General features: G+C 36.3%; 20 protein-coding genes. 13 read left to right on the top strand and 7 right to left on the bottom strand.

The window, feature by feature from the left end; genetic code table 11:
- Positions 1 to 18: 18 nt before the first annotated feature.
- Both dnaN and KS242_RS17695 read right to left on the bottom strand, forming a co-directional pair.
- Complete coding sequence (gene dnaN / locus KS242_RS17700; protein ID WP_217324223.1) at positions 19 to 1,140, bottom strand: DNA polymerase III subunit beta; 1,122 nt, start codon at positions 1,138 to 1,140, stop codon at positions 19 to 21.
- A gap of 71 nt (positions 1,141 to 1,211) precedes the next feature.
- Positions 1,212 to 2,144, bottom strand: coding sequence for a Rad52/Rad22 family DNA repair protein (locus KS242_RS17695; protein WP_217324222.1), 933 nt, complete (start codon positions 2,142 to 2,144; stop codon positions 1,212 to 1,214).
- A gap of 330 nt (positions 2,145 to 2,474) precedes the next feature.
- On the opposite strand from KS242_RS17695, the gene KS242_RS17690 reads away from it, so the two are divergent.
- The 5 genes from KS242_RS17690 to KS242_RS17670 all read left to right on the top strand — a co-directional run bounded on the left by KS242_RS17690 (position 2,475) and on the right by KS242_RS17670 (position 6,755).
- Positions 2,475 to 2,729 carry a helix-turn-helix domain-containing protein gene (locus KS242_RS17690; protein WP_371747647.1) on the top strand — a complete coding sequence of 85 codons (255 nt, stop codon included), beginning with the start codon at positions 2,475 to 2,477 and terminating at the stop codon, positions 2,727 to 2,729.
- Complete coding sequence (locus KS242_RS17685) at positions 2,701 to 4,056, top strand: CpaE/TadZ family protein (protein ID WP_217324314.1); 1,356 nt, start codon at positions 2,701 to 2,703, stop codon at positions 4,054 to 4,056. Before KS242_RS17690 ends, KS242_RS17685 begins: the two co-directional genes overlap by 29 nt.
- A gap of 226 nt (positions 4,057 to 4,282) precedes the next feature.
- A complete protein-coding gene (locus tag KS242_RS17680; protein ID WP_217324313.1) occupies positions 4,283 to 5,566 on the top strand; it encodes a DUF3854 domain-containing protein in 1,284 nt (427 codons plus the stop codon).
- A 26-nt stretch (positions 5,567 to 5,592) separates the two neighbouring features.
- Positions 5,593 to 6,600, top strand: a complete 1,008-nt coding sequence (locus tag KS242_RS17675) for a TIR domain-containing protein (RefSeq protein WP_217324312.1) — start codon at positions 5,593 to 5,595, stop codon at positions 6,598 to 6,600.
- Positions 6,597 to 6,755, top strand: a complete 159-nt coding sequence (locus KS242_RS17670) for a hypothetical protein (protein ID WP_217324311.1) — start codon at positions 6,597 to 6,599, stop codon at positions 6,753 to 6,755. The genes KS242_RS17675 and KS242_RS17670 overlap by 4 nt, the downstream gene beginning before the upstream one ends.
- A gap of 575 nt (positions 6,756 to 7,330) precedes the next feature.
- Here the strand turns inward: KS242_RS17670 and KS242_RS17665 are convergent.
- From KS242_RS17665 to KS242_RS17655, 3 genes are all read right to left on the bottom strand, one after another.
- The gene (locus KS242_RS17665) at positions 7,331 to 8,434 is read right to left on the bottom strand and encodes a hypothetical protein (RefSeq protein ID WP_217324310.1); all 1,104 of its coding nucleotides are present in this window, start codon (positions 8,432 to 8,434) and stop codon (positions 7,331 to 7,333) included.
- Positions 8,435 to 9,142: 708 nt separating this feature from the next.
- Positions 9,143 to 9,946 (bottom strand): hypothetical protein, encoded by an 804-nt coding sequence (locus KS242_RS17660; protein WP_217324309.1) that lies wholly within the window; start codon positions 9,944 to 9,946, stop codon positions 9,143 to 9,145.
- 100 nt (positions 9,947 to 10,046) lie between these two features.
- Positions 10,047 to 11,570, bottom strand: a complete 1,524-nt coding sequence (locus tag KS242_RS17655; RefSeq protein ID WP_217324308.1) for a hypothetical protein — start codon at positions 11,568 to 11,570, stop codon at positions 10,047 to 10,049.
- A gap of 259 nt (positions 11,571 to 11,829) precedes the next feature.
- On the opposite strand from KS242_RS17655, the gene KS242_RS17650 reads away from it, so the two are divergent.
- The 7 genes from KS242_RS17650 to KS242_RS17620 all read left to right on the top strand — a co-directional run bounded on the left by KS242_RS17650 (position 11,830) and on the right by KS242_RS17620 (position 22,099).
- A complete protein-coding gene (locus tag KS242_RS17650) occupies positions 11,830 to 12,216 on the top strand; it encodes a hypothetical protein (protein WP_254391902.1) in 387 nt (128 codons plus the stop codon).
- A gap of 66 nt (positions 12,217 to 12,282) precedes the next feature.
- Entirely contained in the window at positions 12,283 to 12,603 is a 321-nt protein-coding gene (locus tag KS242_RS17645; protein ID WP_217324307.1) for a PrgI family protein, read from the top strand.
- Between the two features lie 12 nt (positions 12,604 to 12,615).
- Entirely contained in the window at positions 12,616 to 13,518 is a 903-nt protein-coding gene (locus KS242_RS17640) for a TraC-like domain-containing protein (RefSeq protein ID WP_217324306.1), read from the top strand.
- Positions 13,469 to 15,562 carry a VirB4 family type IV secretion system protein gene (locus KS242_RS17635; protein WP_217324305.1) on the top strand — a complete coding sequence of 698 codons (2,094 nt, stop codon included), beginning with the start codon at positions 13,469 to 13,471 and terminating at the stop codon, positions 15,560 to 15,562. The genes KS242_RS17640 and KS242_RS17635 overlap by 50 nt, the downstream gene beginning before the upstream one ends.
- 1 nt (position 15,563) lies before the next feature.
- Positions 15,564 to 19,427, top strand: a complete 3,864-nt coding sequence (locus KS242_RS17630; protein ID WP_217324304.1) for a TrbL/VirB6 family protein — start codon at positions 15,564 to 15,566, stop codon at positions 19,425 to 19,427.
- Positions 19,427 to 21,451: a peptidoglycan DD-metalloendopeptidase family protein gene (locus KS242_RS18265; protein ID WP_217324303.1), complete on the top strand. Its 2,025-nt coding sequence runs from the start codon at positions 19,427 to 19,429 to the stop codon at positions 21,449 to 21,451. Before KS242_RS17630 ends, KS242_RS18265 begins: the two co-directional genes overlap by 1 nt.
- A gap of 9 nt (positions 21,452 to 21,460) precedes the next feature.
- Positions 21,461 to 22,099, top strand: coding sequence for a hypothetical protein (locus KS242_RS17620; RefSeq protein ID WP_217324302.1), 639 nt, complete (start codon positions 21,461 to 21,463; stop codon positions 22,097 to 22,099).
- Here the strand turns inward: KS242_RS17620 and KS242_RS17615 are convergent.
- Both KS242_RS17615 and KS242_RS17610 read right to left on the bottom strand, forming a co-directional pair.
- Entirely contained in the window at positions 22,096 to 22,848 is a 753-nt protein-coding gene (locus tag KS242_RS17615) for a hypothetical protein (RefSeq protein ID WP_217324301.1), read from the bottom strand. The two genes, KS242_RS17620 and KS242_RS17615, sit on opposite strands and share 4 nt — an antisense overlap.
- 27 nt (positions 22,849 to 22,875) lie before the next feature.
- Positions 22,876 to 23,907: a hypothetical protein gene (locus KS242_RS17610; protein WP_217324300.1), complete on the bottom strand. Its 1,032-nt coding sequence runs from the start codon at positions 23,905 to 23,907 to the stop codon at positions 22,876 to 22,878.
- 86 nt (positions 23,908 to 23,993) lie between these two features.
- On the opposite strand from KS242_RS17610, the gene KS242_RS17605 reads away from it, so the two are divergent.
- On the top strand, positions 23,994 to 24,779 hold the full coding sequence (locus tag KS242_RS17605; protein WP_217324299.1) for a hypothetical protein: 786 nt from the start codon (positions 23,994 to 23,996) through the stop codon (positions 24,777 to 24,779).
- The last annotated feature ends 3 nt before the right edge of the window (positions 24,780 to 24,782 follow it).

Genomic DNA, 24,782 nt, shown 5'->3' with positions numbered 1-24,782 from the left:
TACTCCCTGCCTCTAACATTATTTAGTTCTAATTGGTGTAATTAGATGTACCTCTGAAGCTAAAGTATCGTCAGCCCCAGTGATAATAATAGGCTTATCTTTAGCTACATAATTAAAATTAATTTCATCACTCTGTAACGCTTTAAGCGAATCCATAACAAACATTGCATCGAACGTTATATCGAATTCGTCTTGCATGCCTTCAATTGCTTTGTACTCAACCTCAATTGTTCCTTTTCCGGATTGGCTTGATAAACTCTCCAAAACTGCTACTCCGTTTACATGAAGATGAACAGTAGGGCGTGTATTATCAGCTGCGAGTGATACTAAATCCAATCCATTAAGGAAGCTTTTTCGTTCGATTGTCATCGTAGTGTCTGACTCGATCTGCAGTAATCTTTCTACTGCAGGATAATTTCCTTGGAAGAGCCTTGTGATGAAACTCGTATTACCGCTTTTAAACATGACAGATTGCTCGTTTTGAATATGAAGTTCAACTGTTCCTTCATCATCAAAAACCTTTAACATGCCATCTAAAGCTCTTGCTGGCACTACAACATTGAAGTCTGTACAATCCTGTTCTATTTGCACTTTAGAGAGACGATGGCTATCTGTCGCGTAAAGAGTTAGTAAACCCTCTTTTGTACCAAATTGAACACCCTGTAACATAGGACGTGCTTCTTGTGTACTTGCGGCAAAGATAGTCTTATTTACAATAGACTTGAACTGTTGACTACTTAAACTGATAGCTGCCGAATTCTTTTCGTTATCCCGCAATGCAGGGAATTCGTCAGCGTTAAGACAATTAAGATTAAATTCACTTCTCCCTTTCTTTTTGAACTTTATCTTCAATTTATCTCCATCTTCTGTTAAGTAAATAGTTGCTGGTGCTTTCTTAACTATATCGAGTACTTTTTTAGGCAGTACTGTTTTTCCTGCTTCCGTAACTTCTATACCTTCTTCAACAAGTATAGTGTGCTGAATGGTTTCTGTAGAATCGCTGCCAGTTAAAACAATCTTTTCGTGGTCAACGTCCATTAGGATCCCTTGTAGCACTGGTATAGAATTCTTGTTAGTAACAACCTTCGTTACTTTTTGTAGACCTTCTAATAAAATGCTTTTTTCAATCGATAGTTTCATATTTTCTTCCTCCAATGTTTGATGTAAATAAAAAAACAGAAGATTTATCTCCTGTTCACCCTTAGAAGCAATTACATTGCATGCTTTTTATTGTTGTTATACTCCGTTTCAGCTATCTCAAATATCTGCTTAACCTCATCATTGGTAAGTTGAAATAAAAGTGAGAATACGTTAGTTACTTCTATTTCTGGTTTGATAATTTGAGCATATTTAAGAACTTCATCTAAGCTAGTTTCAAATTTATTAGCAGCCATACAGATGTTGTATAACGGTCTTAGTGCTAAATAATATTTTTTCAGTTCGGCTTTAGAAGCTTTATTATGAATGTAATCAATTTGATTAACATTCAAATTCTCTGTAATATTGTTTGCTCTATTAAAGATCCTGACGCTCAACTTTGGTTTGTTTGATAACCCTAATTTGTATTCATAATCATTGAGGCCTTCAAATATCTTTTCTAACTCTTGATCACTTTCATCTCTAGCAGGTGGTTCTATTGGTGCTTTAGCTTTTTGTGATTTAACAGGCACTTTATAGTAGCCTTTAAGGTCTTTCTTTTTATCTTGGAAATAGTTATATTCCCCATTATTACCTCTTTGCGGAAGTAGCTCGGTAGAAACGAGACTTTCATCGTAAAGGTATCTACCGATGCCCCATTTGTTTGCAGCACGCTTGAATGCATTACTCATACCGCCTTTTACTGATTCAAAATCAGTACGAGGAGCACCATCCCATTTTATTCTGGATTGATCTTGTGTAATCCAAATTCGTATTCCACATTTAAAACCATCATTTATTTCTTCATAAATGTCTTCCCAACCATCAATACCTAATATAGAATCTAGTCTTTTCATAATTGCTCTACTATCTACATATGCTGCTAAGTTCACATACGTTTTGTTATTCCTTTTGAATGAGTTTAATACTCTCCAACCCAGTTCATCATCTTTAAATGGTTTTTTAAATTCCTGTTCAATACTTGCAAAGTCTAAATTATCTCCCATGATTTCTTTGCACCCTTTCTGAATTTATTATTCACGTCTTTTAAACGCAAAAAAGCCCTTGAGGATACATAGACGGGATATCTATGAACCTCAAAGGCTCCGTAACGTGTCATTAATAATGAAACAGCTAACTCAAATGAGTTGCTTAAAAAGATTAAAAAAAGTGAATATAAGGCTAGTATAGCCCATTCGTAGCAATTGCTCAATTATTTTTCCGATTTCACTTTAAATTGTGCTATAATAATCTCAAATTATAAACGAAGCGAAAACCGCTATAATCCCAAGAAAAGGGATAATAGCGGTTTTTTTATTTTAAATTCTGGCACAAGGGTGATAAAGGTGAATATCAATAGCTTTAATGAAATCAGCACAATAGAGGACGATATTGAGAGATTGATTATCCTTAGAAAACGTTTAGGTAGAAGTCAGTATCAATTCGCAAAAGATCTGGGATTCTCCGCAAGTTACATAGGGCAGGTAGAAAATCGCAAGTTTCCTTTTACTCCTCAAATTAGAGAAAGAATTAACACATATATAAAACAGGAGAGAATCAGAAATGAAGAAAATCTCTTTAGCAATATGTGACAATACATTACTCAATATTGTTCGCAGCGAATTCGGCGCGGTCATTGAAGAGCTTTCTATCTCAGTCATTGAAGAGAAAATCGATGTATCGAAAGTTGAATGTGATTTTCTGGTTACTGATGAAAAGTATGTGTCTGTTGAGGATTACAAGAAGTTACAATTTGCAAATGCAACTTGTTTAATTCGGAGTACACAAGACAATGTATTGCATGAGATAAAGCCTGGACACTTGATATTTAATGATGTTAAGGCATTTGTTGCCTGGATACGAAAACATGGCTCTAATGTCTTTGAAATCGCTAATGAAGAGAAACAAGAGAAACCAGAAGTAAATGACACTGAGAATGATTACAACCCTGTAGAAGTGGGCGATCCATACCCTGATATAGTTGATGACAGTATGTCTAGAATGATAGAAGAAGAGGGTAAGAAATTAATTCAAGAAAACAATGATACGACAACTGAAGAAGAAGAGATTGATTTATTATCTGAACGCTCATTACTGATAAGGAGAAAAGCCTTTAACAATGGAAATTGGGATAGAAATAAAACCATTGGTATTTGGTCTCCTCTACACCGTATCGGTGTAACAACTTTAGCAGTTAATTTCTCTATTTATTTGGGCATGTACAATATTCCTTGCGCTGTGATTGAAGGGCTTACTCAAAAGCAATTATTGAAGAGCATGCTAATGAGATATACAAAGACCCCGGATAACTGGAATTCATTTATACAAGTACTAAATCATCCAGAGAAGCACCCAAGCTCCGTGGAGTGGCAATTTAAAGGAGTACATTGGCTCCCACTAGATGATGAGGATGCAAAATCAACTTCATGGAGTAAAGAGCATATAAAACAATACATTAATACTCCGAAGTACTTTGATGTCACTATAGTAGATTTACCTACTGGTGAAATGGCTAATCATACGCTTGATACATTAGAATACCTTGATGAGATTTGGATTCTTGTCGATGGTTCCTATCAACAGATTCTTGCTTGGAAGAACTACATCAAAAATACCATAAGTACCTATAACCTAGATGCCAAACTCATCTTTATAAAGGACTTCCCATTCGTACGTAGTGATGATTTGGCCAAGCAATTAGGCATCCCTTTACTTACAGCAGTTCCGGATTTGACGGAAGAGATATATAAAAATTATCTCGACAAAAAGCCTTTAATAGAAGTACAGCAGGTACAAAATGAACTAAATCCAATTTTTCATATATTAGCATCTGACTTACTTGGAGATGACTACGCTAAGAACAAAAAACCAGGACTATTCAAACGCCTTCAGTCTTTTCTGCAGCCTAGTGGCTCTTGATAAGCGAAAATTTTAAAGGTATGATTATCTTGAAACTTATCTTTTTATTTTCGTTTGCAGCAGTTAGCTTGCAGGTTCTTTAAACTAAACTTATCAAGTGGTCCTTGGACTAGTGATTAACACATTAATGTGTTGTTCTCTATTCTTAGGACCACTTTTTTTGTGTTTATGGAGAACAACGGTGATAGAAAGATAGCTTTTATCAAACAAAGTGAGGAGTGTACAAATGAAAGAATTACGGAGAACAAGAATAAAAGGGTGGTACGAGTTCACTAAGATTGCTTGCCCGGTATGTGGTAAAACAGGTGCATGTATGCAACATAAAGATGGAAATATGGTCGCTTGTATAAGAGTTGAAAGTAATAAATACTTCAGTAAAAATTCTTCATTACCTTCGTACCTTCATTATCTTAATGAAGATCAACGAAGACAAAAAATCGACGATAAGCAGGTTATCGAGGTGAGTGAACCAAAAGCTGATGAAGATACTCTTCACCGCGTATATTCAGAGCTAATCAATTGTCTAACCTTAACAAATGAACACATACAGCACCTTACCTCTCCTGAAAGAGGGTTAAGTCTCAATCAGGTACAGGAAAGAGAATACCGCTCATTTCCGGACAAGCCTTGGGTCGTTGTTAAAGAGGTTCAGAAAAGATTAGGTATAGACGACTTCAAAGGTGTGCCTGGCTTTTACGAAGCACAAGGTAAGTATGGTAGCAGCTATTGGACAATTAGCGGCAGATCAGGAATATTGATTCCTTTTAGAAATACTCGGCAACAGATAGTGGGATTTCAATATCGATTAGATAATCCACCTAATGACGTGAAAGTGGATCAAAGGTATCCTGGCTTAACAGCTGAAGTCATAGAGCAGCCGAATGTTGTGCGTATTTATAAAGATAATGAACTCCTTTATGAAAAGACATTTGAACTGGATAAGGGTGTTTTTATCTATGACAATATTTCTGAAAAGGATTTAAAGATAAAGGATATTCTTGGGTCAGTAACATTGAAAAAAGGTAACAGATATTACTGGCTTAGTTCTGCTAATAAACCAAAAGGAACAGGTTCTGGTGACCCACCACCTATTCACGTATCACTACCTACAGGTATCCGGAAAAGAGGAGAAAACGGAATTCAAGCAAAATCTGTTTGGCTATCCGAAGGTCCTCTCAAGATTGATATTGCTTCAGATAAAATACAGGAGATTCTTACAGAAAGTGAGCTTAAAGAATACGGCAATATCTTTTTAGGGCTTCCTGGAGTTAACGCATGGCAAATGGTTTTACCGCTATTAGAGGACATGCGTGTAGAGGTAATAAATTTGGCTTTTGACGCGGACGTAGTAAATAATCCATACGTTAGACTTAATCTTATGAAATGCGTAAAAGAGCTTAAAATCAGGGGTTACCATGTTAATATGGTTATATGGAACGCAGAGGACGGTAAAGGCATAGATGATCTATTTATTGGACGTAAGAAGCCGAATATTAATGCCTTATTCTAAAAAAGAAATTTGTAGGAGGAACAAATATGAATAATCCTAGAGTATTTATTGGTTCTGCAGCGGAATCTTTAAAATATGTGACTGCAGTACAAGATCATCTGGAACATACAGCTGAAGTGACCCCTTGGAATAGTGCTTTTGATTTTCAGAAATATCCAATGGATGACTTAGAGAAACAGTTAGAAACTAATGATTTTGCAGTGTTTATATTATCTCCAGATGATATTGTAAACATGCGCAATGTTAATTATAAAAAGACTCGTGATAACTCAATGTTTGAATTAGGATTGTTTTGGGGCAAACTTGGAAGGGAACGAGTATTCTTTTTACATCCAGATTCAACTGCTGAAAGTGATTATAAGTTGCCTTCTGATTTTACAGGTCTAACTACAATGGCATATAAAAATAGAGAAGACGATAACATAAAAGCAGCAGTATCAAAACATTGCGGTTATATAAATGAGAAAATTGTTGAATTAGGTAAGATAAAAAAGCCGGAAGTGGAACTTATGGAAGAGCTGGAAAGAATTAAAGCAGATACTGATCCATTTATTAAAGCAACATTGTTTTATACTCATTTAACGGATAAGTTATTTAAAGGTGAGCAAGATAAGATGGATATACTTTCTACATCGTTTAACCATAACTATAAAATACCTGATGAATTAACGAAAATGCATTATAGCCTAGATGGTACAAGCATTTGGGAAGCAAGCCCAGAAGGTATTTCTCAAGTTGCAGGTAACGTGGGTATAGGTGGTCACTATGATTTTGATGTAGATTATCAAAGTCAAATCATGGTTATTGAATGCTTTAAGGATAAGAAAGAAAAATATACTTTGTATAAGGACTCAGGTCTTACTAAGACGTACCTAATATGCTATCATGTAGCTAAGAAGTTCGTTTTGACGGTCCATATATCGGGAAGTAAAGAACTAAGCCAAGAACATCTTGACAGTTTAACAGACTACAATAATGATGTAATTGCAATTGTTCAGAGATTATTAAATGAAAGTGGAGGTGGAGAACAATGAGCACAATTAAAAAGTTTGAACCAAAAAAACTGTATAGTGCTGCTGTTACACCTGAAGAAGCGAAAAACAAAAAAGACGATAAAAACGTTGGTGTTCTTGTTTACTCTAAGAAAGCTGAATACATTCATCCTCTAGATCGGTTGAAGAGAGCATAATATATAGAAGCTGCAGATTACTTTATCTGCAGCTTTTTTAAATTACTCTATCAGTAAACATTATCTATGACGTAGTAGAATCAATAGTGGCAATCCTTCTTCTAATTACTCTTCAATACTTCTAATTTAAGACTCCTTATTACGCACATAGTACTTCCGCACTTATAACGGTTGAAAAAAAAGATATAAAAATATCGAATATGAATAATATACTTATATAAGATTTAAAGAAATTAAAGGACATTAAAAGAAATTGTGAAATGAAAATCATTAAAAAGCCTTTTATAGAAGGGTTTCGGTGGCTATTGTACAAATGAAATATTACTTAGTTGTTATGAAAAAATATATTTCTATTGTTTTTTTGTCTATAGTTACTATTAATTTATATATATTCTGAATTATTTTCTTTATATTTGATAAACTGCTATCTCTTTTGATTTATTTCTTGAAGTTCCAAAAAAAGGAACTAAAGTTGATTTCTTGTCACTGCAGAATCATTATTAGTTCCTTCTTCTTATTAAATTATTATTGGAGTAGCGAATAATACAAAATTTAAGCATGACAAATAAAGGCCCTTATTTACTCAATTGCACCTTTTCACTAGTAATGAAATGTTTTATGGAATTGACAGGTGTACTTTCTAATTCATCTAATAGCATAGATCTGGTTTGAGAGTAGTTACCTTTAATTATAGTTATTATTTCATCAAGAGCCTGGCTTAGTTTGGCCAGACCAAATTCAGAAATGAGTGAGCTTTTCTGTTCATTAGAAATAGGCCTTATTTTCGTCTCCAAGAAGAAAAGATCAAATGCAGAATCTGCTTCTTTAATTTCTTCTTGGAGTGTAAGGCGGCTGTTTTTCTGTTTATGTAGCTGGAAAGATACAATGAATCTACTTTTTAGCTTCTGAAGTTGCGTTGGAATCGACTCAGTGCTTTTACTTAATGATTCTACGATCTCTTTCTCTTCTAATGTCTTAAAACTGAACAGAGTACTTAAATACTTGAATGTCTTTTTAATATTAGCTTTGAATACATAGTATTTTGGTAAAATACCCTTAAGGTCATTATATGTAAGATAAGCTTTTGAGTTTTTGCCGACATTTACTTCTTTTTCAAACAAATAAAAAGATCTGCAAGCAATGCGCAGCTCATTTACGTTTAAAAGTCCAAGAAGTTCTATCATAGCTTCTCTTTTGATAGTGGTGTAACCAGTTCGGGAGTAATATTTAGTTTCTTCACTTTCAGAACCAGGATTAACGCTTGTCAAAGAGCCTCCTTTTACAGGGGAGGTATAGAGATCCAAAAAGTTTTCACGATACTTAGAAAGCTTAATGCATACTAAATTAGACCATAGCTCAGTTCGTTCAATGAGCTGCAGCGCTTCAAAAGTTCTGTTATTATTCTGAACGGTTTTTGTAGAACATCCTATGTATGTAGCCAATGTATCAAGATGGATAACTCCAGCATTACCTTCACTATCAGATAAGGCCATGTATGCTAACATTTGCTTGATCATACTGCGGCTCCATTTAACAGAGATCCATCTCTTTGGGATATGAAATGCGTGTTGCTCGTAAATCTTCTTACCGTTCTTGTCTACTGCATTCTTATTAATACCGGAGAAGACGATTAACCACTTATTTGCTATAGGTGTATGATTTCTGAATTCTAGTTTCAAAGCAGCCGCCTCCTTGGATAATTAGTAAAATGTAGTAGTATAGTTACCTCTATTAACCATTTATAATAGAATTCAATCTTGAGGTCAAAATTGCAGAAACTCCCGATTAAAAGCAGAAACTTTGTAGAAAAGACTTTTATAAAAGCATAAAATAGAGTGAAAAGCAGTGTAGAATTTCCCGAAAGAAAATAGAGATTTTTAAGAGTGCGCATGGTTGCAGACTTGAAAAAAATTTCAGTTTATAAAGGTGTAGAAATACCCGAAGATTTACAGAGATTTATGAAGAAATAGAAACAAACTCTAATATGAGAAGCAAGATTATATAGAATACATGCTAAATTTGCAGAAACTCCCGATAAATTATCGAAAAAGCTTACACATCTTCTTGTGAATCAGAACAATAATCTTTTGTGAAATATAATAAAGTGTTGAATTACCCGAAAGAAAGTAGAATTAATACAGAAAGTCCCGATATATGATAGAGAAACTGCAGAAATACCCGAACATTAATAGAACTTATGTATAAATACCCGAAGAATAATAGAAGTTTCTAAGGTTATTTTTACTACATGCAGAAATACCCGATTACATCTAGAAGATATTATTAAATCTTAATAAAACAGCTCCCAAATGCGGTAGCTGTTTTTAATTTATGCTGTTAATAAATGAATTATCCTGGATCCTCATCTCATTAATTGGCCTTATATTTTATGTGGATATTTGTCTCGGATCTGACATCTGAATAGGTGTGTCTATTTTATACTCTTCCGCGTCTATTAAGAACTTATCGCAGAAAAAGTTATGATAGTTTGCTATCCAAGCATACTTTTTTAAAAGTTTATAGTTACTAGAGTAATCTGAAAGAGCAGCTGCCACTTTTTGTTTATGTATTTCGATAAGCCTTAGATTAAAGACTCCCCGATCCTCGTCCTTCGTAGCAATTAAATAGTTAAGAAACCATTCTCCGTCCATATCTTCAAGAATTTCTTCATAGAAGGGTGAACCAACTCCTCCATAGTACTCTGTATTAAAGCGCTTAATTAATTCCTTACTCTTGTTACTTAAAACAACTCTGGGGAAAACAGCTACTTCTGATTCAAGAGTATAAGTCTCAAACAGTTCGGGCCCAAAGACAGTCTCTTCATCCATAAAATGTTTACCATTACTTATGCCCCCCCTGATAAAGAAACCATCTAAAGCAAGTTGAAGCTGATAATTTGCTATGTTTACAAATGTCGTGCCTAACTCAGTTTCCCCATCTTCTAAGATAGGCCAGCCTATTACAATATTATCTGTAAATACTTTTACTTTAGCTGGTAAGGACGGGTCCGGCGTAATTGATCTTTTAGCTTTTCTAAGTGAATTATGGAGATTTCTCAAAAAATCTTCCGCGGTATCTCCATTATTTTCTTTTAACGCATTCTTACCTAATGATTTATATCCTAAGATATCCATAAAGCATACAACGGAGTTTATAAGACTTGGTTGATTCGAATCATATTCACGACTCATTCATTTACCTCCATTTATTATATATTCTACATTTTACCACTCAATCGAATGATAATTTAAACAAAATAGGATTGATCTTATGCGATCAATCCTAACCCCATTATCTTCCTAATATCATTGCCTCACTGGAAGAATTTAAATCGAGCCGCTTGCTATTCATATCTTGTAGTTCTCTTTTGTTAAGTGGGTGGCATGTAACAAAAAATGACGTGTTTGTATATCGCTTGAAATCCTTAATAATAAAGTCTTTGTGTTCAATTTCTACTAGAGCAGCCTCAATCTCATCGAAGTTTTCTTTTTTACTTCTCTTATTAAACCGAATCGAAGAGCTGAGATCGTTCCAACTTAACTCAAAGGAAATATCTTCAGAATCAGATTTATAGCTTAAGATACGCTCTTTTTGAATGATAAAGGAGAGGTGATAAGCTAAATCATTCTTTAATTCTTGTATCTTTTTATTGTAGATGCTGACGTATTGCTCTTTAAGAATATTATCGTAAACACTATCGCTTACATAAGCCATTAGATACCATCGGTCGTTGTTACCTTGTTCCCTTTCAATTGTCATTTCAGAGAATAGGGACCGCAACCTAACAGAATCTCCCTCGCGTTGAGCTATTCTAAAATAGCCTAGTCTTAGCAGCCTCTCCGTTAACTCTTTATATGATTTTTGGCTTTTATCATTAAAATGGGTATCCAATAGTTCCGAGAGATAAACTCTAATGCGGCGATTCTTTTGGAAGTTCTTATCTCTTCTATTGATCAAATCAATGAAGATTTTAGAATCGAACATATCTGGAGTTTTAATATGTTTATTAAAACTTTCAATCATTTCTGCATCTACAACTAAATTGTAGGAATCGTCGAGCTCAAATGCTTTTTTCTTGTGTACTTCAAATAGGGTTCTGCCATCTTCTGATAGGGTTGTTTCAGTATTTAAAGGTGATTTTCCTTTCTTAGCAACCCCCCAGTATGGATGTTCTAATGCAGAAGTAGGGGCCTGTTCAACAAACTTCATTGATTCCTTATATTCTTCTTCATCAAATACTAAAAGACCATCCTCAATGCCGGTAGGAGACAATGAATGGAGATTTTCTTTTAACCACTGACCAATGATTAAGATTAAATCAATCTCTACAGATGCGGTTTTTTGATTACTAGTTAAGTCACTGAAGAAAGGATATTCAACTAACATGCTTTCTTTATTACGGTACCAGTTATCTAGTTCATTAATATACTTAATAATGGCCGCATCAGCACTCGGTTCTTTGAACATCATCTCAAATCCGGATTTACCCTTATCATCCTCGTAATCTTTCATCATCTTATAAATATCTGCTAAGTGCCGCGCAAATCCCTTTCCAGGATTGTTGCTGCCGCTCCGATATTGGTCATAACCGGATCTCACTCTATCGGTCCAACTTTTCTTCCGTTTTATAAGTTTGTTATGTTTATGATAATAAACAACTGAATCCGGATCCTTATTATCGAAGTAATCTTCAAATATCCTCTTTACAACAAATTCTTCATCTTCCCCGAAAAGTTGTACAAGTTTATCTTTAAGAAGTGCGTACTTAGGAGACGTGTTTATGCCCTGATATATCAGATAAGGAAGTTCTACCATTAAACATCACTCCTTTATTTATCTACACTTAATTATAGCAAGGAAACCACTTATAACATAGGATATTGTAGAAAACCACAATTTTACAAAAAAGGCGAATTAACGTTGCTTTTTGCCAAAATATCTTATAACATTACTATTAGTTAGACAAAGCAATAACTACATATAAACGGGACACCCCGCACTATTAAGAGATGAATTAATCATTTCTTATAGTTGCGGGGTTTTTTTGTTTCCGAAAGATGGAGGTGATTAAGAGATGAACAGTCTAACTTCAAAAAAACCTATGCTAACTAGAGCGCTTGTTGCTTTGGTTATGGTGGCAGCTGTTTTTGCCTTAATGTCAATTAACCCAGATATTGCTTCCGCTAATGCATGGGAGAAAGCTGGTATCACACCAGATGGTGACGTAGAAAGCAGTGGAGTTTATGACGATCTTAGCAGTCTTGTAACTATAGTTATAGTTTTTGGTGGGTTCTGGGTATTACTTTGCTTGATTTTCGCGGGTATGAAACTTTCCAGTTCACAAGGAAATCCACAAAACCGTACTGCTGGAATGATAGGTTTAGCTTTTGCTGCTGTTGGAGGACTTGTAATCTACAAAGCGTATGACTTAGCTGGGTGGATCGCAGGATTCGGAGCTTAAATTTCATAACAAAGAAATACACCCCTCTTATATCCGAGAGGGGTGTATTTATAGAAGGAGATTTGTATGAGTCGAAAAGTGACGGTTCCAATTGATATGGCCAGTGAACAAAAAGAAATCCTGAGTCTTATAACTAAAAGACAATTAATTTATATGATCGTTGGAGCTATTGTAATTTATTCATACATAGCACCTGTATATAATCTAGCACCTAATATGATAGTTGGTGTAATTATGTGCTTAATGTCATTAATACCTACTGCGGCATTGGTGTTTCTTTTGGGATTTTACAAAAATAAGAAATATGGAATGAATTACGACTTTTATTTAATTGTCAGGATAGCGTATAAAAAGCAACTTGGTGTTTGGCGCAAAGGACCTAAATAAAGGAGGAAGAAAATGCGAGACGTGCTAGTATTCATTGGGTTTGGAATAGGGCTATGGATATTCTACAGAATTGCTATGAAAGAACCCATAATTCCTTGGGGTGAAAAAAAAACTCGTGAGAATAACAGGTTCAAAAAGAAAAAAACCCCTAATAATAAGAGCAATATTGACTTGGACGAAGAGCCGCAACCATTTAAAGATCTCTTTAAAGATTTAGAAGGAATACAAGGCCACATGCTTCGCTACACAGATGACACCTTTGTCATGATAGCAGAAGTAGAGCCAGTAAATTACTTCTTGTTAAGCCAGGCAGAGCAGGAAGCCATTGATGTAGTTTTCGAGCGATGGTTAGCTCAAACAAATTATCGGTTCCAAATATATTTGCAAAACAGGTATGTAGATTTATCAGATCAGATTGAATCAATGCGGAAAAGTATGGAGGATGCGGAAGATTTAAGTGAAAACGCCAGAGAATACGCCAAAACTATGGTTGAGGATTTAACAGAGTGGCAACGCATAGCGCCACGCTTCGAAACTAAAAGGTATCTATTAAACATATATCAAGTGAAGTCAAATGACATTTCTGCTGATAACAAAGATGAGTTGGAGCAAAAGATAGTAGATAAGGCGTTTTCAGAACTTTCGCGTAGATATTTTGCTGCTAGAAACCAACTTAGAAAAGCACGAATAGACGTACAACTACTAACTAGTGAAGGAATTACAGAAGTTCTCTATCATGCATTTAATAGGAAAAGGGCAGTCAAATCAAGATTTAAGGATTTTGGACCTAATGAGATGCTGTCACTATTCGTCACATCAGATCAAGATGACATACGTGTAAACCTTGTAAAGGAGGGACTAGAAGATGAAGCTGTTTCAGAAGAAGAACGTGATGAAGAAGACAAAGCAAGCTAATCCTAAACAAAAAAAGAACTCGACTGAGGAGAACACACAGACCCAAGTCGATCAGAAGCCGACTTTATGGGACATCATTGCTCCGGATGGAATGACGATAAATGCAGAAGACTATGGTGTCATCAAGCAATCAATGGGTACTAAAACTTATTTTAGACCTTGGTATGTACCACGAGATGGATATCCTCGTAAACTTGCAACAAACTGGTTGTATTCTATCACATCAAGCGGTGAGGCAGATACAATGCTTGATATTCACAAAATATCAAAAACAGATGCGATGAGAATGCTACAAATCCAAATGACAATGTTGCAGTCCAACTATTCATTCCAGATGAAAAGGGGCAACATCGACCAAATCAAGGACTTAGAGACAAAGATGCACGATACTGATGTTCTTATGGGAGAGATTCAATTCTCTGAGAATGATCTGTTCTATGTTTCAACTATGGGTGTGTTATACGCCAATAGTGAAAAAGAATTAAATAACTATAGTGAAACACTTGAAGATGAACTCTCCGGCAATTTCATAAAAATGACTACTACGTGGAGTCGAGTAAAGAAAGGATTCTATAGTGTTTTACCTATAGGTAAGAATGAGATTCCTGACTCAATGAGAAACGTTGATAGAAGAGCACTTTCTACTTTCTCTCCTTTTATTAGTGGGAGTGGAAGATACAACGGCGGGGTTCCGCTAGGTAAAAATCAAATTACTGATCAGCTTGAATTCATCAACAGTTTTGGAACAGAAGAAGACCGCCCCCAAAACTATAACGTAGGTATAACTGGTATCCCAGGCTCCGGAAAATCTTTGGCAATGAAATTGAAAATTGCTAGAGAAATGAGTGGAGCAAATGTATGGTCTACAATCATCGATCCTGAAGGCGAATTTACCATGCTAACCAAAAGATTGGGTGGTATTAACCTCAATGTCAATGAAGAAGCAGATATTTGTATTAACCCATGTTCAATTAACTTTACAGATATACCGATGGAAGATGATGATGAAGAATTAGATTGGTTGGAGACAGCTGATGATCGGGAGATAGTCCAAAAAGGCGAGAAGACCTTTATTCGTTTTGTACCTTTGCGAGAGAAACAGAATGAAATTCTAAGCTTTTTTGATATTATCGTTCGCGGTAAGAATGGAGAAGAAGGTGGATTAGATGTTTTTGAAAGAAACTTTCTTGAAGAATCCATTAAATATGTATTCGAAGAGCAATTAGAAATTACATCTCACCCTGCTTCTCTATACACAGATGATGTTAAAGAGATTGACGGTATTCTTACACAGTCAAAGGTTAGAAAGCCTGAACCTACCATATCAGATGTTTATAACTACCTTACTACTAAGTACGCTAAAGATAGGAAAGCAGGGCGGCTCATTGCTGCTATTCGTCCTTTCCTACGTACAGGGTCAAAACCAATTTTCGATGGTCAAACGTATCTTGGTAAAGGTGTAACACAGACATTAAACACGTCTAGATTAATCAACTTTAACATTAGCCAGATGGAAGAAGGATTCTTACGTCCAATCGCTTACCATGTAATTCTAAACTATCTTTGGGAGTACTTTGCCAAGAACAGTGAAAATGCTACGAAGAAGAAATACATATACGCGGATGAACTTTGGCAGTTTATTGATAATGAACAAACGGTTTCGTTCTTTGAGAAAGTTGCAAGGCGCGCCCGGAAGAGGAACTGTGGATTATGCTGGGCAACTCAGGATTTTGTTCGGATCTTAGAAAACCCAAAAGCAAGGGGTATACTTTCCTCTACATTCACAATTTTGTTCATGCAACAGAACAAAATTGATCTCGAAAAAGTTAAAGAGAATTTCGACCTAAGTGATGGAGAGATTGGAATACTCTTTGGTAATCCGGACAAGGGTGAAGGTATTTTAAGAAGTGGAAAAAGTTCGGTGTGGCTGAAGACTAATCCAAGTGAAGAAGAGCTGACATTTATTGAGTCGAATACAGCCGTTCTCGAGCAGTTATTGAAAAAAAGAAGAAAACTTAATTCCAGGAATGGTCAGGTGATGTAAAGTGCTTGATGGGATTGTAGATATTTTTAAAAGTCTTTTTGCCACTATGTACACTTGGACCATCGCACCGTTCTTAGAGCTACGTACCATTAAAGGTTTAATTTACGGAAGAGATGGTGATGTGGATCTAGCATTTGGCATCTTTAAAGAGGAAGAATTGACAAACATTTACACCCCCGGTATGAATATGTTTGTCGTTCTTGCTGTTAGCGCATTACTTATTGCAATAGCACTTGGAGGCATGAAAATATCATCTTCTGGTATCAACCCTTCAAATCGTACCTATGCGATTGAATTTATGAAGGACCTAGCGGTTGTAGGAATCGTGTTCTTTAATCTATCAACAATATACATGATAATATTTGGTGTTAACTATACTATAGTTGAATTGTTCTCTGGTGGCGGTAGCAACGAAGAAATAATGAAAGTAAAAGAAAGTGTTGAGGCTGGGGAAGATATAATAGGACAAATCATTATTGGTTTATGTTTGATTGGCCTTAGTATTTGGGCGAATTTCTACTATATGATGCGAAAGCTTACACTTATCATCTTTATGATAATTGGACCCTTAATGGTTGTACTATATTTAATACCACAAACGAAAAAAATGACAATGGCATGGTTTTCGGAGTTTGTAGGAACAGTGTTTGTGCAGTCTATACATGCTGCTTTGTACTGGATTATTGCGTTACTGGCTGCAGCCAATAACGGTCTAGAAACAATAATATTGTATGTAATCTTTATCCCTGTTTCGGAGTCCCTACGTTCATTATTAGGATTAGGTGGCGGCATGAACTCAGCTATGAGTAAAGCTGGAGCAATGTTTGGTATGTCTGGTCTTGCAGGAATGTATGGAGCAACCAAAGGAGCTTTAGAAGGTAAATCTGTAACTGGTGCATTAAAAGGTGCATATCAAGGTGCAAAAGATAAGATTGGTAAGTCTAAAGGCGAAAATGGAGAAACAGATCCTAGTACTCTTGCAGCAAACACTGGAACCGATTCTGGAAGTACTACCAGAGCTGAAAAAATGCTCAAAGCAGGAGATTTGATGTCCCGCGGTGGTAAAGCAGTATTTGGAGCGGCTGGTTCCATTGCTGGTTCTACCATGGGACCTTCAGGTAGTATCTTGGGTTCTACAATTGGGTATGAAGCGGGTGGTCTTGCCGGGGGCCTTGTAGGTAGATCAGGGGCAGCTGGCGCTATGGCCGTTGGCTCTAGGTTGAAAAAAGGATGGCAAGAGGGTCTGCAAACCGCTAAGGACAAAATGGATCCCTCCAAGTCGGACGAACAGCTTGCTGAAGCAATAGCAGAAAATGATACTACTAAATGGGCAAATGCTAATAAAGAACAATTTATGAATGACCTGAAAGAAAAGTTTCCGGATTCTCATGAGTCTAGTCTAAATCAGCGCTGGGATGAAAAACTGGGTGAGAAAAAAGCAGAACATCTAGCTAGTGCAAGAGAACAAGTTGGTAAGATTAGAGCAAATGATGGTAAATATGCTAATGCTAATTCTCTTTCTGCAGCTACCACTGATCAATTAAGCCAGGACTGGGCAAGTAAGAATAGAGAACAGTTTGCAGAAGATTTCGATAAGAATAATCCTGTAGTTCCTGGAATGTCTTCGAAAGATCTAGCAGATAGGGAAGAGAAAAAGGAACTTGAGTGGAATAATGCTGTTGCAAATAAACGTGAACAGATAGCAGGCATTTCGAAATCAACTGCTGGTCAAATGAGTAACGGCCTACCCGCTGAACAAGCTTTTATTAACAAATCGGATTACGCTAAAGCGGTAAGTGATCAAGTATCAGACATGAATAAGAGTGAATTTAAAGACAGGTTTATGAAAAATAACCCTGCTGCAACAGATGAGCAAGCAGAAGAGGCATTCCAATCAATAAATGGCGATAAGTCTTCTTATGCACAGGTCGCTTTAGCAGCTGTAAGTGGTCTTACTGCCGGTAAGAACATTGCTAGACAGTCAAAAGTGGCAAATGCCGACGATCTGGTAAATGCAACTACGGCCAAGTTGACTAATAACTGGGCGGCTAATAATAAACAAGCATTCATGGACAATTACGATAGGGAAAATCCTATCACAGAGAATATGACAGAACAAGAGAAGGCTACACGCACACAACAAAGAGATGCTGCATGGAATAATGCTGTTACAGCCAAATCCGGAAGCATTAAATCTATGGCAACCTCCGTGGCGGCTAACATGACAAGTGCAAATCTAGGAAACTCCTCATTAATTGACAAGAACAATTTTGCTAACGGCGTTAGTGAAGAGGTATTTAATGCTGATCAAGCAGAATTCAAAAAGAATTATAAGGCAAGTAATCCAGGTGCATCCGAGGAGGATGTTGAAATTGCTTTCAAAGAACATAATGGATCTTCTCGTGGTTATTTCCAAATGGCTAGAGGAGCAGCTGATTCTGTTAAATCAGGAACCTTATATTCTGGAAATCAAGTAAACACAGATTACTTAGCTTCTCAAATGGCTTCAATTAAAACTGGTGAAGCTAAGGCTAGTTTTATCAAGCAACAAGAGAAGCAGGGAGTCACAACAGAAGCTGCTGAACAAGCCTGGCAAGCACAAGAGCCAAATGCATATAAGCAGAACCTTAAAGAAGTATCACAACAAATACCTTCTCAAATACCGATTAATGGTGCTTTCAGTAATGTTAAGGCAATTAATGGTGCCGCAGCCATCGGTTCAGGGGTACTTAGTGGTGTCGGAGCTGCAACTGGTGTGAAAGATATGGCGACTTTTGCCAAGGATACAAAGCTAGGGAAGGTCGTATCATCGGGCATACAAGGCGCTGGCTTAGCTTATCAAGAGGCTGTAAACAATCCTAATTTGGCTACAAGTCCAATTACTAACACGTTTTCAGCTGTTTCGAATGGAATAAGTGGTGGGATAGCCGCTGCTAAGACGGAAATTGGTAACACTCATATTCCGCAAAACCTTCAACAAAGACAAGCAAATTATACAAATGCAGTTTCCTTTGTAGGTGGTGTTGTAGGTGGTGTTAGAGGCTACCAAGCCGCAAGTAAACTAGGAGTTCGTACAAACCCTTATAATGCAGATGTTAATCAGAAAGTAATGGAAGTATCTGAGGTTGAACATATGGCCCAGAAAACCCAAACACCTAGCGGCAATAAAGAAATTGCGAAGGGTGCAGTACAACTAGTCACAACAGGTAACAAATCATTTGTTCAAGTTAAGGATATACATGGTCAGAAACAAGTAGTATCTCGTTATGGTTCAGGAGATAGTTCACTTAAGAAAGGTGAAGTCGTATATCAAGACCTTAATGTTTCTAATGGAGCTCTTGTACATGATTCTACTCCATATAAATTGGATAGTACTGGTGGCAGAATAGAAACAGGGAGACCAATTAACGTCAAGCCTGCAAGCTTGTTAGCAAACAGAGCAGGTACGAATTCTAGTAAGCAACCATCCTTCCAAGAAGTACCTGCGATTAATCAGCAAGTCGATAGCGGTGAACTTTCTTATGCTGATGTTGTGCAAAACACTAAAGACATTCGTATGGTCGTATCTAAGGGCAGAAGCTATATGGTCGCCAAGGATAATAGTGGCCAAGAATTTAGAGTATCACCTTATGGTAAAGGCGATGGAAGATTAGATGCTGATGAAACTGTACAAATAAACTATTCAGTTGAAAATAAGAGGCTGGTCAGGGATTTAAATGCTTCCAGTCAAAAATACTTTACTTCAGCAAGACCAGAAGACCTTATAAAACCGGAAGAACTTCTTCCTCCTGTAGTGAACAATCGATTACAGAAAAGAAGGGATTATGAAACATTGCGTCATCAAAGTATGGGAGGAGCCATCTAATGGTTCTTCCTGTTAAACAAGATAAGAATTCAGAACAGAATTCAGGCGCTATAGATTTAGCAAAAGGATACGCAAAGGGTAAGGCAAAAAAAGCAGGAAAAAAAGTTGCAAAAAAAATTGCAAAAAAACTCGCTAAATTAGCAGCTAAAGCAATAAAGAAAGGAGCTCTAGTACTAGCGAAAATGCTATTGACTTTCTTAGGGACAATTGGTGCTCCGGCACTCATTGTAGTTGTAATAGTTATATTCTTGGTAATAGTTGTTTCTCTTTCTCTATCATTCTTCCTCGGTTCTGGAGACAGTTTAAATTCTGAAGAAAAGGATCTCCATGAATATATGGTTCAGAAAACAGAAGAGACAGTTGATATGTCTGATCCTTTACAGGCACCTTATAAATTGCCTATTGAGTTACTATCCGCAGTAATCCAAATTGATGGAATGGCAGGAGAAGATTATTACGAGCTTGTAAACAAGTTTACGGAAAGTTTAGCTCCTTCGTTCTCTTACAATGAATATAATGAATGGTCAGAAAGTAAGACACAAGTCTGTAGAAATGACAAGTGCGAAAAATGGAGTGATGTAGATAGGGAAGACAAATGGGTTACTAAGTTAACCGGTGTAGAGCATTGGGAAGGTGGAACTCACTTTGACCATGATGATTATATTACTGATTGGAAGAGTGATGTTGTATATAAGACAGAGCAAGAAGAATATATCGAGTATGAGACTGTTACTAAGACGGTTTCAACGAAAGTGCCCTATAGAGAAAAAGAATATGTTCAGCAAAAAGACGGGACTTGGAAAGAAGAGTATGTTACTAAGCACAAAGTTGTAAAGGAAACTGTAGAAGAAAGGGTTCCAGTTGAAAAAGTCCGCGATATAACAGTAAAAACCACAACGATGACTAGAAAACAGCGCTTTAATACCACAGAAACCACGACTCATGATTACTCAAACTTTGATAGTATCTTAAATTCATATGGGTTAGGGATTAATGATAAGCGTCTGATCTCAGCTAACTATGAATTTCAAGGATTTGATATTAGCTACTTAGAATGGCTCGAATCAGATACTAGCGCTGGTTTTGGTTCCGGGATATCTTACGACGGGACAATTGTTCCAGGAGAAGGAGTCCCAGCAGAGTACATGCCTATATATCTTGCTGCAGAAAAGAAATACGGTGTAGATTGGTATACTCTAGCTGCCATTCACTTTGTTGAGACAGGGTTTAGTACACATCCCACTATGGTATCTTCAGTCGGAGCTGTTGGGCATCTCCAGTTCATGCCTGCAACATGGGTCGGTTGGAAATATAATATAGGTGGCGGTCTTGTGAGCGCGGGTACAGACATAACCAGTTTAAGTGTAATTAAAGCTGGCGGCGGATATGGTGTAGATGGTAATGGTGATGGAAAGGCTGATCCTTGGCAGATTGAAGATGCAATACATACTGCTGCCAATTACTTGGCGGGAAGTAATTATGCAACCGATCAAAGAGGAGCTATCTACAATTACAATCATGCTAACTGGTATGTCGATAAAGTTCTTAAAAACGCTAATAAATTCAAATCACAAGCAACTTACACCCCTAATGGTGGTGGAGATGTACCACAAGTAACCTCTGGAACCTTTATGAGGCCGGCAACAGGTGATATCACTTCTACTTTTGGTCCTCGTTGGGGAACTTACCACAATGGGATAGATATTGGTGGCGGCGGTAGATCAAATGTACAAGTAGTGGCATCTGCAGATGGCGTAGTTGTTAAGTCATATCTTTCAAGTTCATACGGAAATACAATTATCATCCGGCACAATATAGAAGGAAAACAGTATGAAACTCTATATGCTCACCTAGCTTCGAGGAAGGTATCAGCAGGAGCTAATGTAAAAAAAGGACAGTTTATAGGTTACATGGGTAACACTGGACAATCGACAGGAATGCATCTACATTTTGAACTACATTCGCCAGCATGGAATTCCACCAAGTCTGGTAAATTAGATCCTGCAAAATATGTGCAATTCTAGGAGGTAATCATGAAAAGAAAGCTTGCTTTAGCTTCTATCGCTGCCTGGATGCTTATTATGATAGGGCTTCTTATATACTTCAATTTAGATGAAGAAGAAGACAGGATAAATATTAAGCAAGCGTCTGCTGACACACTAGAAGATATGCAATCGGTTATGGGGCAGGAAGAAGAATTGTATAAGTGGGCTGACGAAGAAAAGATTGGAGACGGCGGCCACATTCATTTACACAATGATGAAGTAGCAGAGAAGTATAATACAGTAGAAGGGGCCATTACATTCTTGTTTTCTGCTGTTACATTAAAAGATGAGGATCTCTTTATTCAAGCATTCGAGCCAGAGAGTCTTTCTAAGGATATATTCAATGGCGACTCTGTAGATAACAGTGAGGTAATCATGGATTTTATCCAGGCTATTTCGAAGGAGCAAGAAATAACTGATATTAACTTCATTCAGAAAGAAGGAGTCCTGGGTACTCTTAAAGATGAGGCGGCTGTTAAAGTGGTATACAGTGATCATTCTGAAGCTGAGATAAATTTGACTTTTAAACACTACAGTTCAAATAATCATGGTGATGATCTCTCGACATATCTAGTTTCTACAGCACCTTCTGAAATAGTTGCTCAAATCGAAAAAGACACCAACTAATTAGTTGGTGTCTTTTTTAAAGCATTTTTTAATTTAGTGATTTCAACTTTAGCTTTTTTCCAACTTCCAAAGTTTCTTATGAAGCTATAGCTGCTAGGGACTTTATTATCCCTAGCATATTTGTTCCAAGCCGCGATAGATGCTGAGCTAAATACTTTATAATGCTTGATGCTAATTTCTATAAGATCATCTCTCGTCAGGTGACTAATCTTATTCCTATTGGCCAATTTTAATATCTCTTCCCATGTAAAGTGTTTCCGCAAAGTTTTATACGCAGGTAGATTATTATCATGGGCGTATACGTCCCATTGTTGGCGGGACTCAAGGTTAGCTCCATGCTGTTTTAGTATTCTTACTATGTCTTCCTTTGTATAGAGGTCCGATCGCTTTGTTAAGATTGGCAAGTTTAATTCATGCTTTAGATTATTCCAACTACTGAATTTATCTATAAATATTTGTGATCGCGGAAGGGAATTTTTAGAAGCAAAATCATCCCATTTTCTACGTGAAGTGAGATGTTCCTTGTGCAATTGTGCTATGCCTAACAAGTCATTGTAAGTGTATCCATACTCCAGACTAACACCACAAGCTCCCTTAAAGTCTTTCCAGGAGCCAAATTCATTTATAATCGTCGAACTAGATGGTAAATCTAGTTCCTTAGCAGATGCGTTCCAATCCCTTACAGTACCGACTCTAATATTAGAGTCTTTCACTTGTTTGATTATTTTTTTTTGTCTTTCCGATTCCATTAATATCCCTCAATGTTCTCTAATTTTTCACCCTTCCCAGACGAATCTTATAATGCTCTGGTTAGGTACTTTTTCGTAATGCTTTAGTTCTTCTTTTAAGGTATTGAAAGACTGTTGATCTAATCCATTTCCTAATTCATATTTAATTTTATCCATGCCCTTATAGAAGTTATTTTGTACTACTTTAACATAACTTTTGTACTGTTCATTTTCCATGTAAATAGAGAAAGCGTTCATTAAATCGGGGATATTACTAGCTTTTACAAAGTCTTTAAAGCGATTGGAAGCAAATTTCTCTACATCAATATCATTAATCCTTGAATTGACTTCTATTTCCGCTACAAAGGCATCAGGAACCCGAGCATAAGATGGTATCTTGTCATTCACATGGTTATATCTGTGTACATTCAGTCGTTTACAAAAAAGTTTGTTATGAACATCACCGTAGATAGAAACGTCAAATGGCCGGGGCAATAATGCATATAAATCTTCTTCATGAGTAACACCTAATAGAAAGAAATTATCACTTATAGTAGGGAGACGGTTCAAGTATGATTTAGCTTCTTCAAAGGTAATTGCATTATCTTCACCCTCAGCACACTTATAAGTCAGAAGCTCATCTACTATAGTTGTTGGTGCCAATTCCGTTTTTTTGATATTCGGGATAAACAACTTCAAAAAGAAGTTCAAAATAATTAATGGTGATAGTAAAACCCCAAGCATTGCAGTCATTCCATATGTACCTAGCTTACTTGAAACAAGACGATGCAGTATAGCGAAGAATACAAGAGCAGGGAATGTAATGAGAATTAGCAAGAAGTATACCGCTACTATAGCAAAGAGGATCTTGTATCCGGATAGCGCGGCATCTCCTGGAGTGACTAAACCTATATTCGTTAAGGCGCTACTTATACCGGTTAATCTAAAAATTGGTGATATATAGTCCCATGCTGCCACTATAATTATAGTGATAAATATTGCAGCTAAACCGACTAATCCCGTTTTACGACCTCTATAGTATTGTAAAGCGATATCACCTAAGTGTAGCAATGTATTCATTGACATCATCTCCTATTATTAGTAAGATTATTATAACATTAAATACTAAATAATGCACCAATCATTATTGGTGAAGGAGAGATAAAATGAAAGTTAAGCATCATAAAAGAAAAAATAAGAATCTCCTATTATTTAAGATAATAGATCCAGTTGCTTTATTTATATTCTTCATTCTGTATATAAGTGTTATTTTATTAATGAATAGATTAGTTTTTGAGGTATATAACCCTCTGTTTGATCTAGCTATAGGTTTGCTAGGCTATTTGCTAATTCCAGACCTTTGGGCAAGAACTATAGGAAATTTTTATCTGAAGAGAGTCTCGAGAGGTTATAAGGATAAATTAGAGGATTCTGTAATCATCCGGTACACAAATAACATATCCGAAGATGATTTAGAATTATATAGAAAAAGTGGCTACATTCGAATTAAAGGAGTAGAAAACGCAGCAACAAATTACGTAGCAGATTTTGATCTGAAAAGGGAACCTTTTATATGGTTCCACTTATGTAAAAAAGGTGAGCAGCCCTCAAGAGATTCACTCCTATTCAATCATTTGCACGAAATGAGACCTAGGAAATACAAAATTACAATAAATCCAAAAGAACTTAATCGCGATAATGTCTATATTAGGCCAAGTAATAATAATGTTGCTTATAGAGGGGATATCCTTGTAACAGGAGAGATTGAAACAGAATTTGATTGGTCAATAAATAGTAAACTTCATTTATTGTACCTACTTAAAGGACTAGTAATTGTATTTCATCCTTATTATCATCTGATGCGTACACATCAATTTATAGGCACGCTGATTAATATAAAAGACAAACGGATTAAAAAAATAGATCCAGGTATAAAAACGAGCAAAATATAGAAA

It is taken from the genome of Terribacillus sp. DMT04, assembly GCF_019056395.1.
Taxonomy (GTDB): Bacteria; Bacillota; Bacilli; order Bacillales; family Amphibacillaceae; genus Terribacillus; species Terribacillus aidingensis_A.
This window is presented reverse-complemented; position numbering and strand designations above follow the sequence as displayed.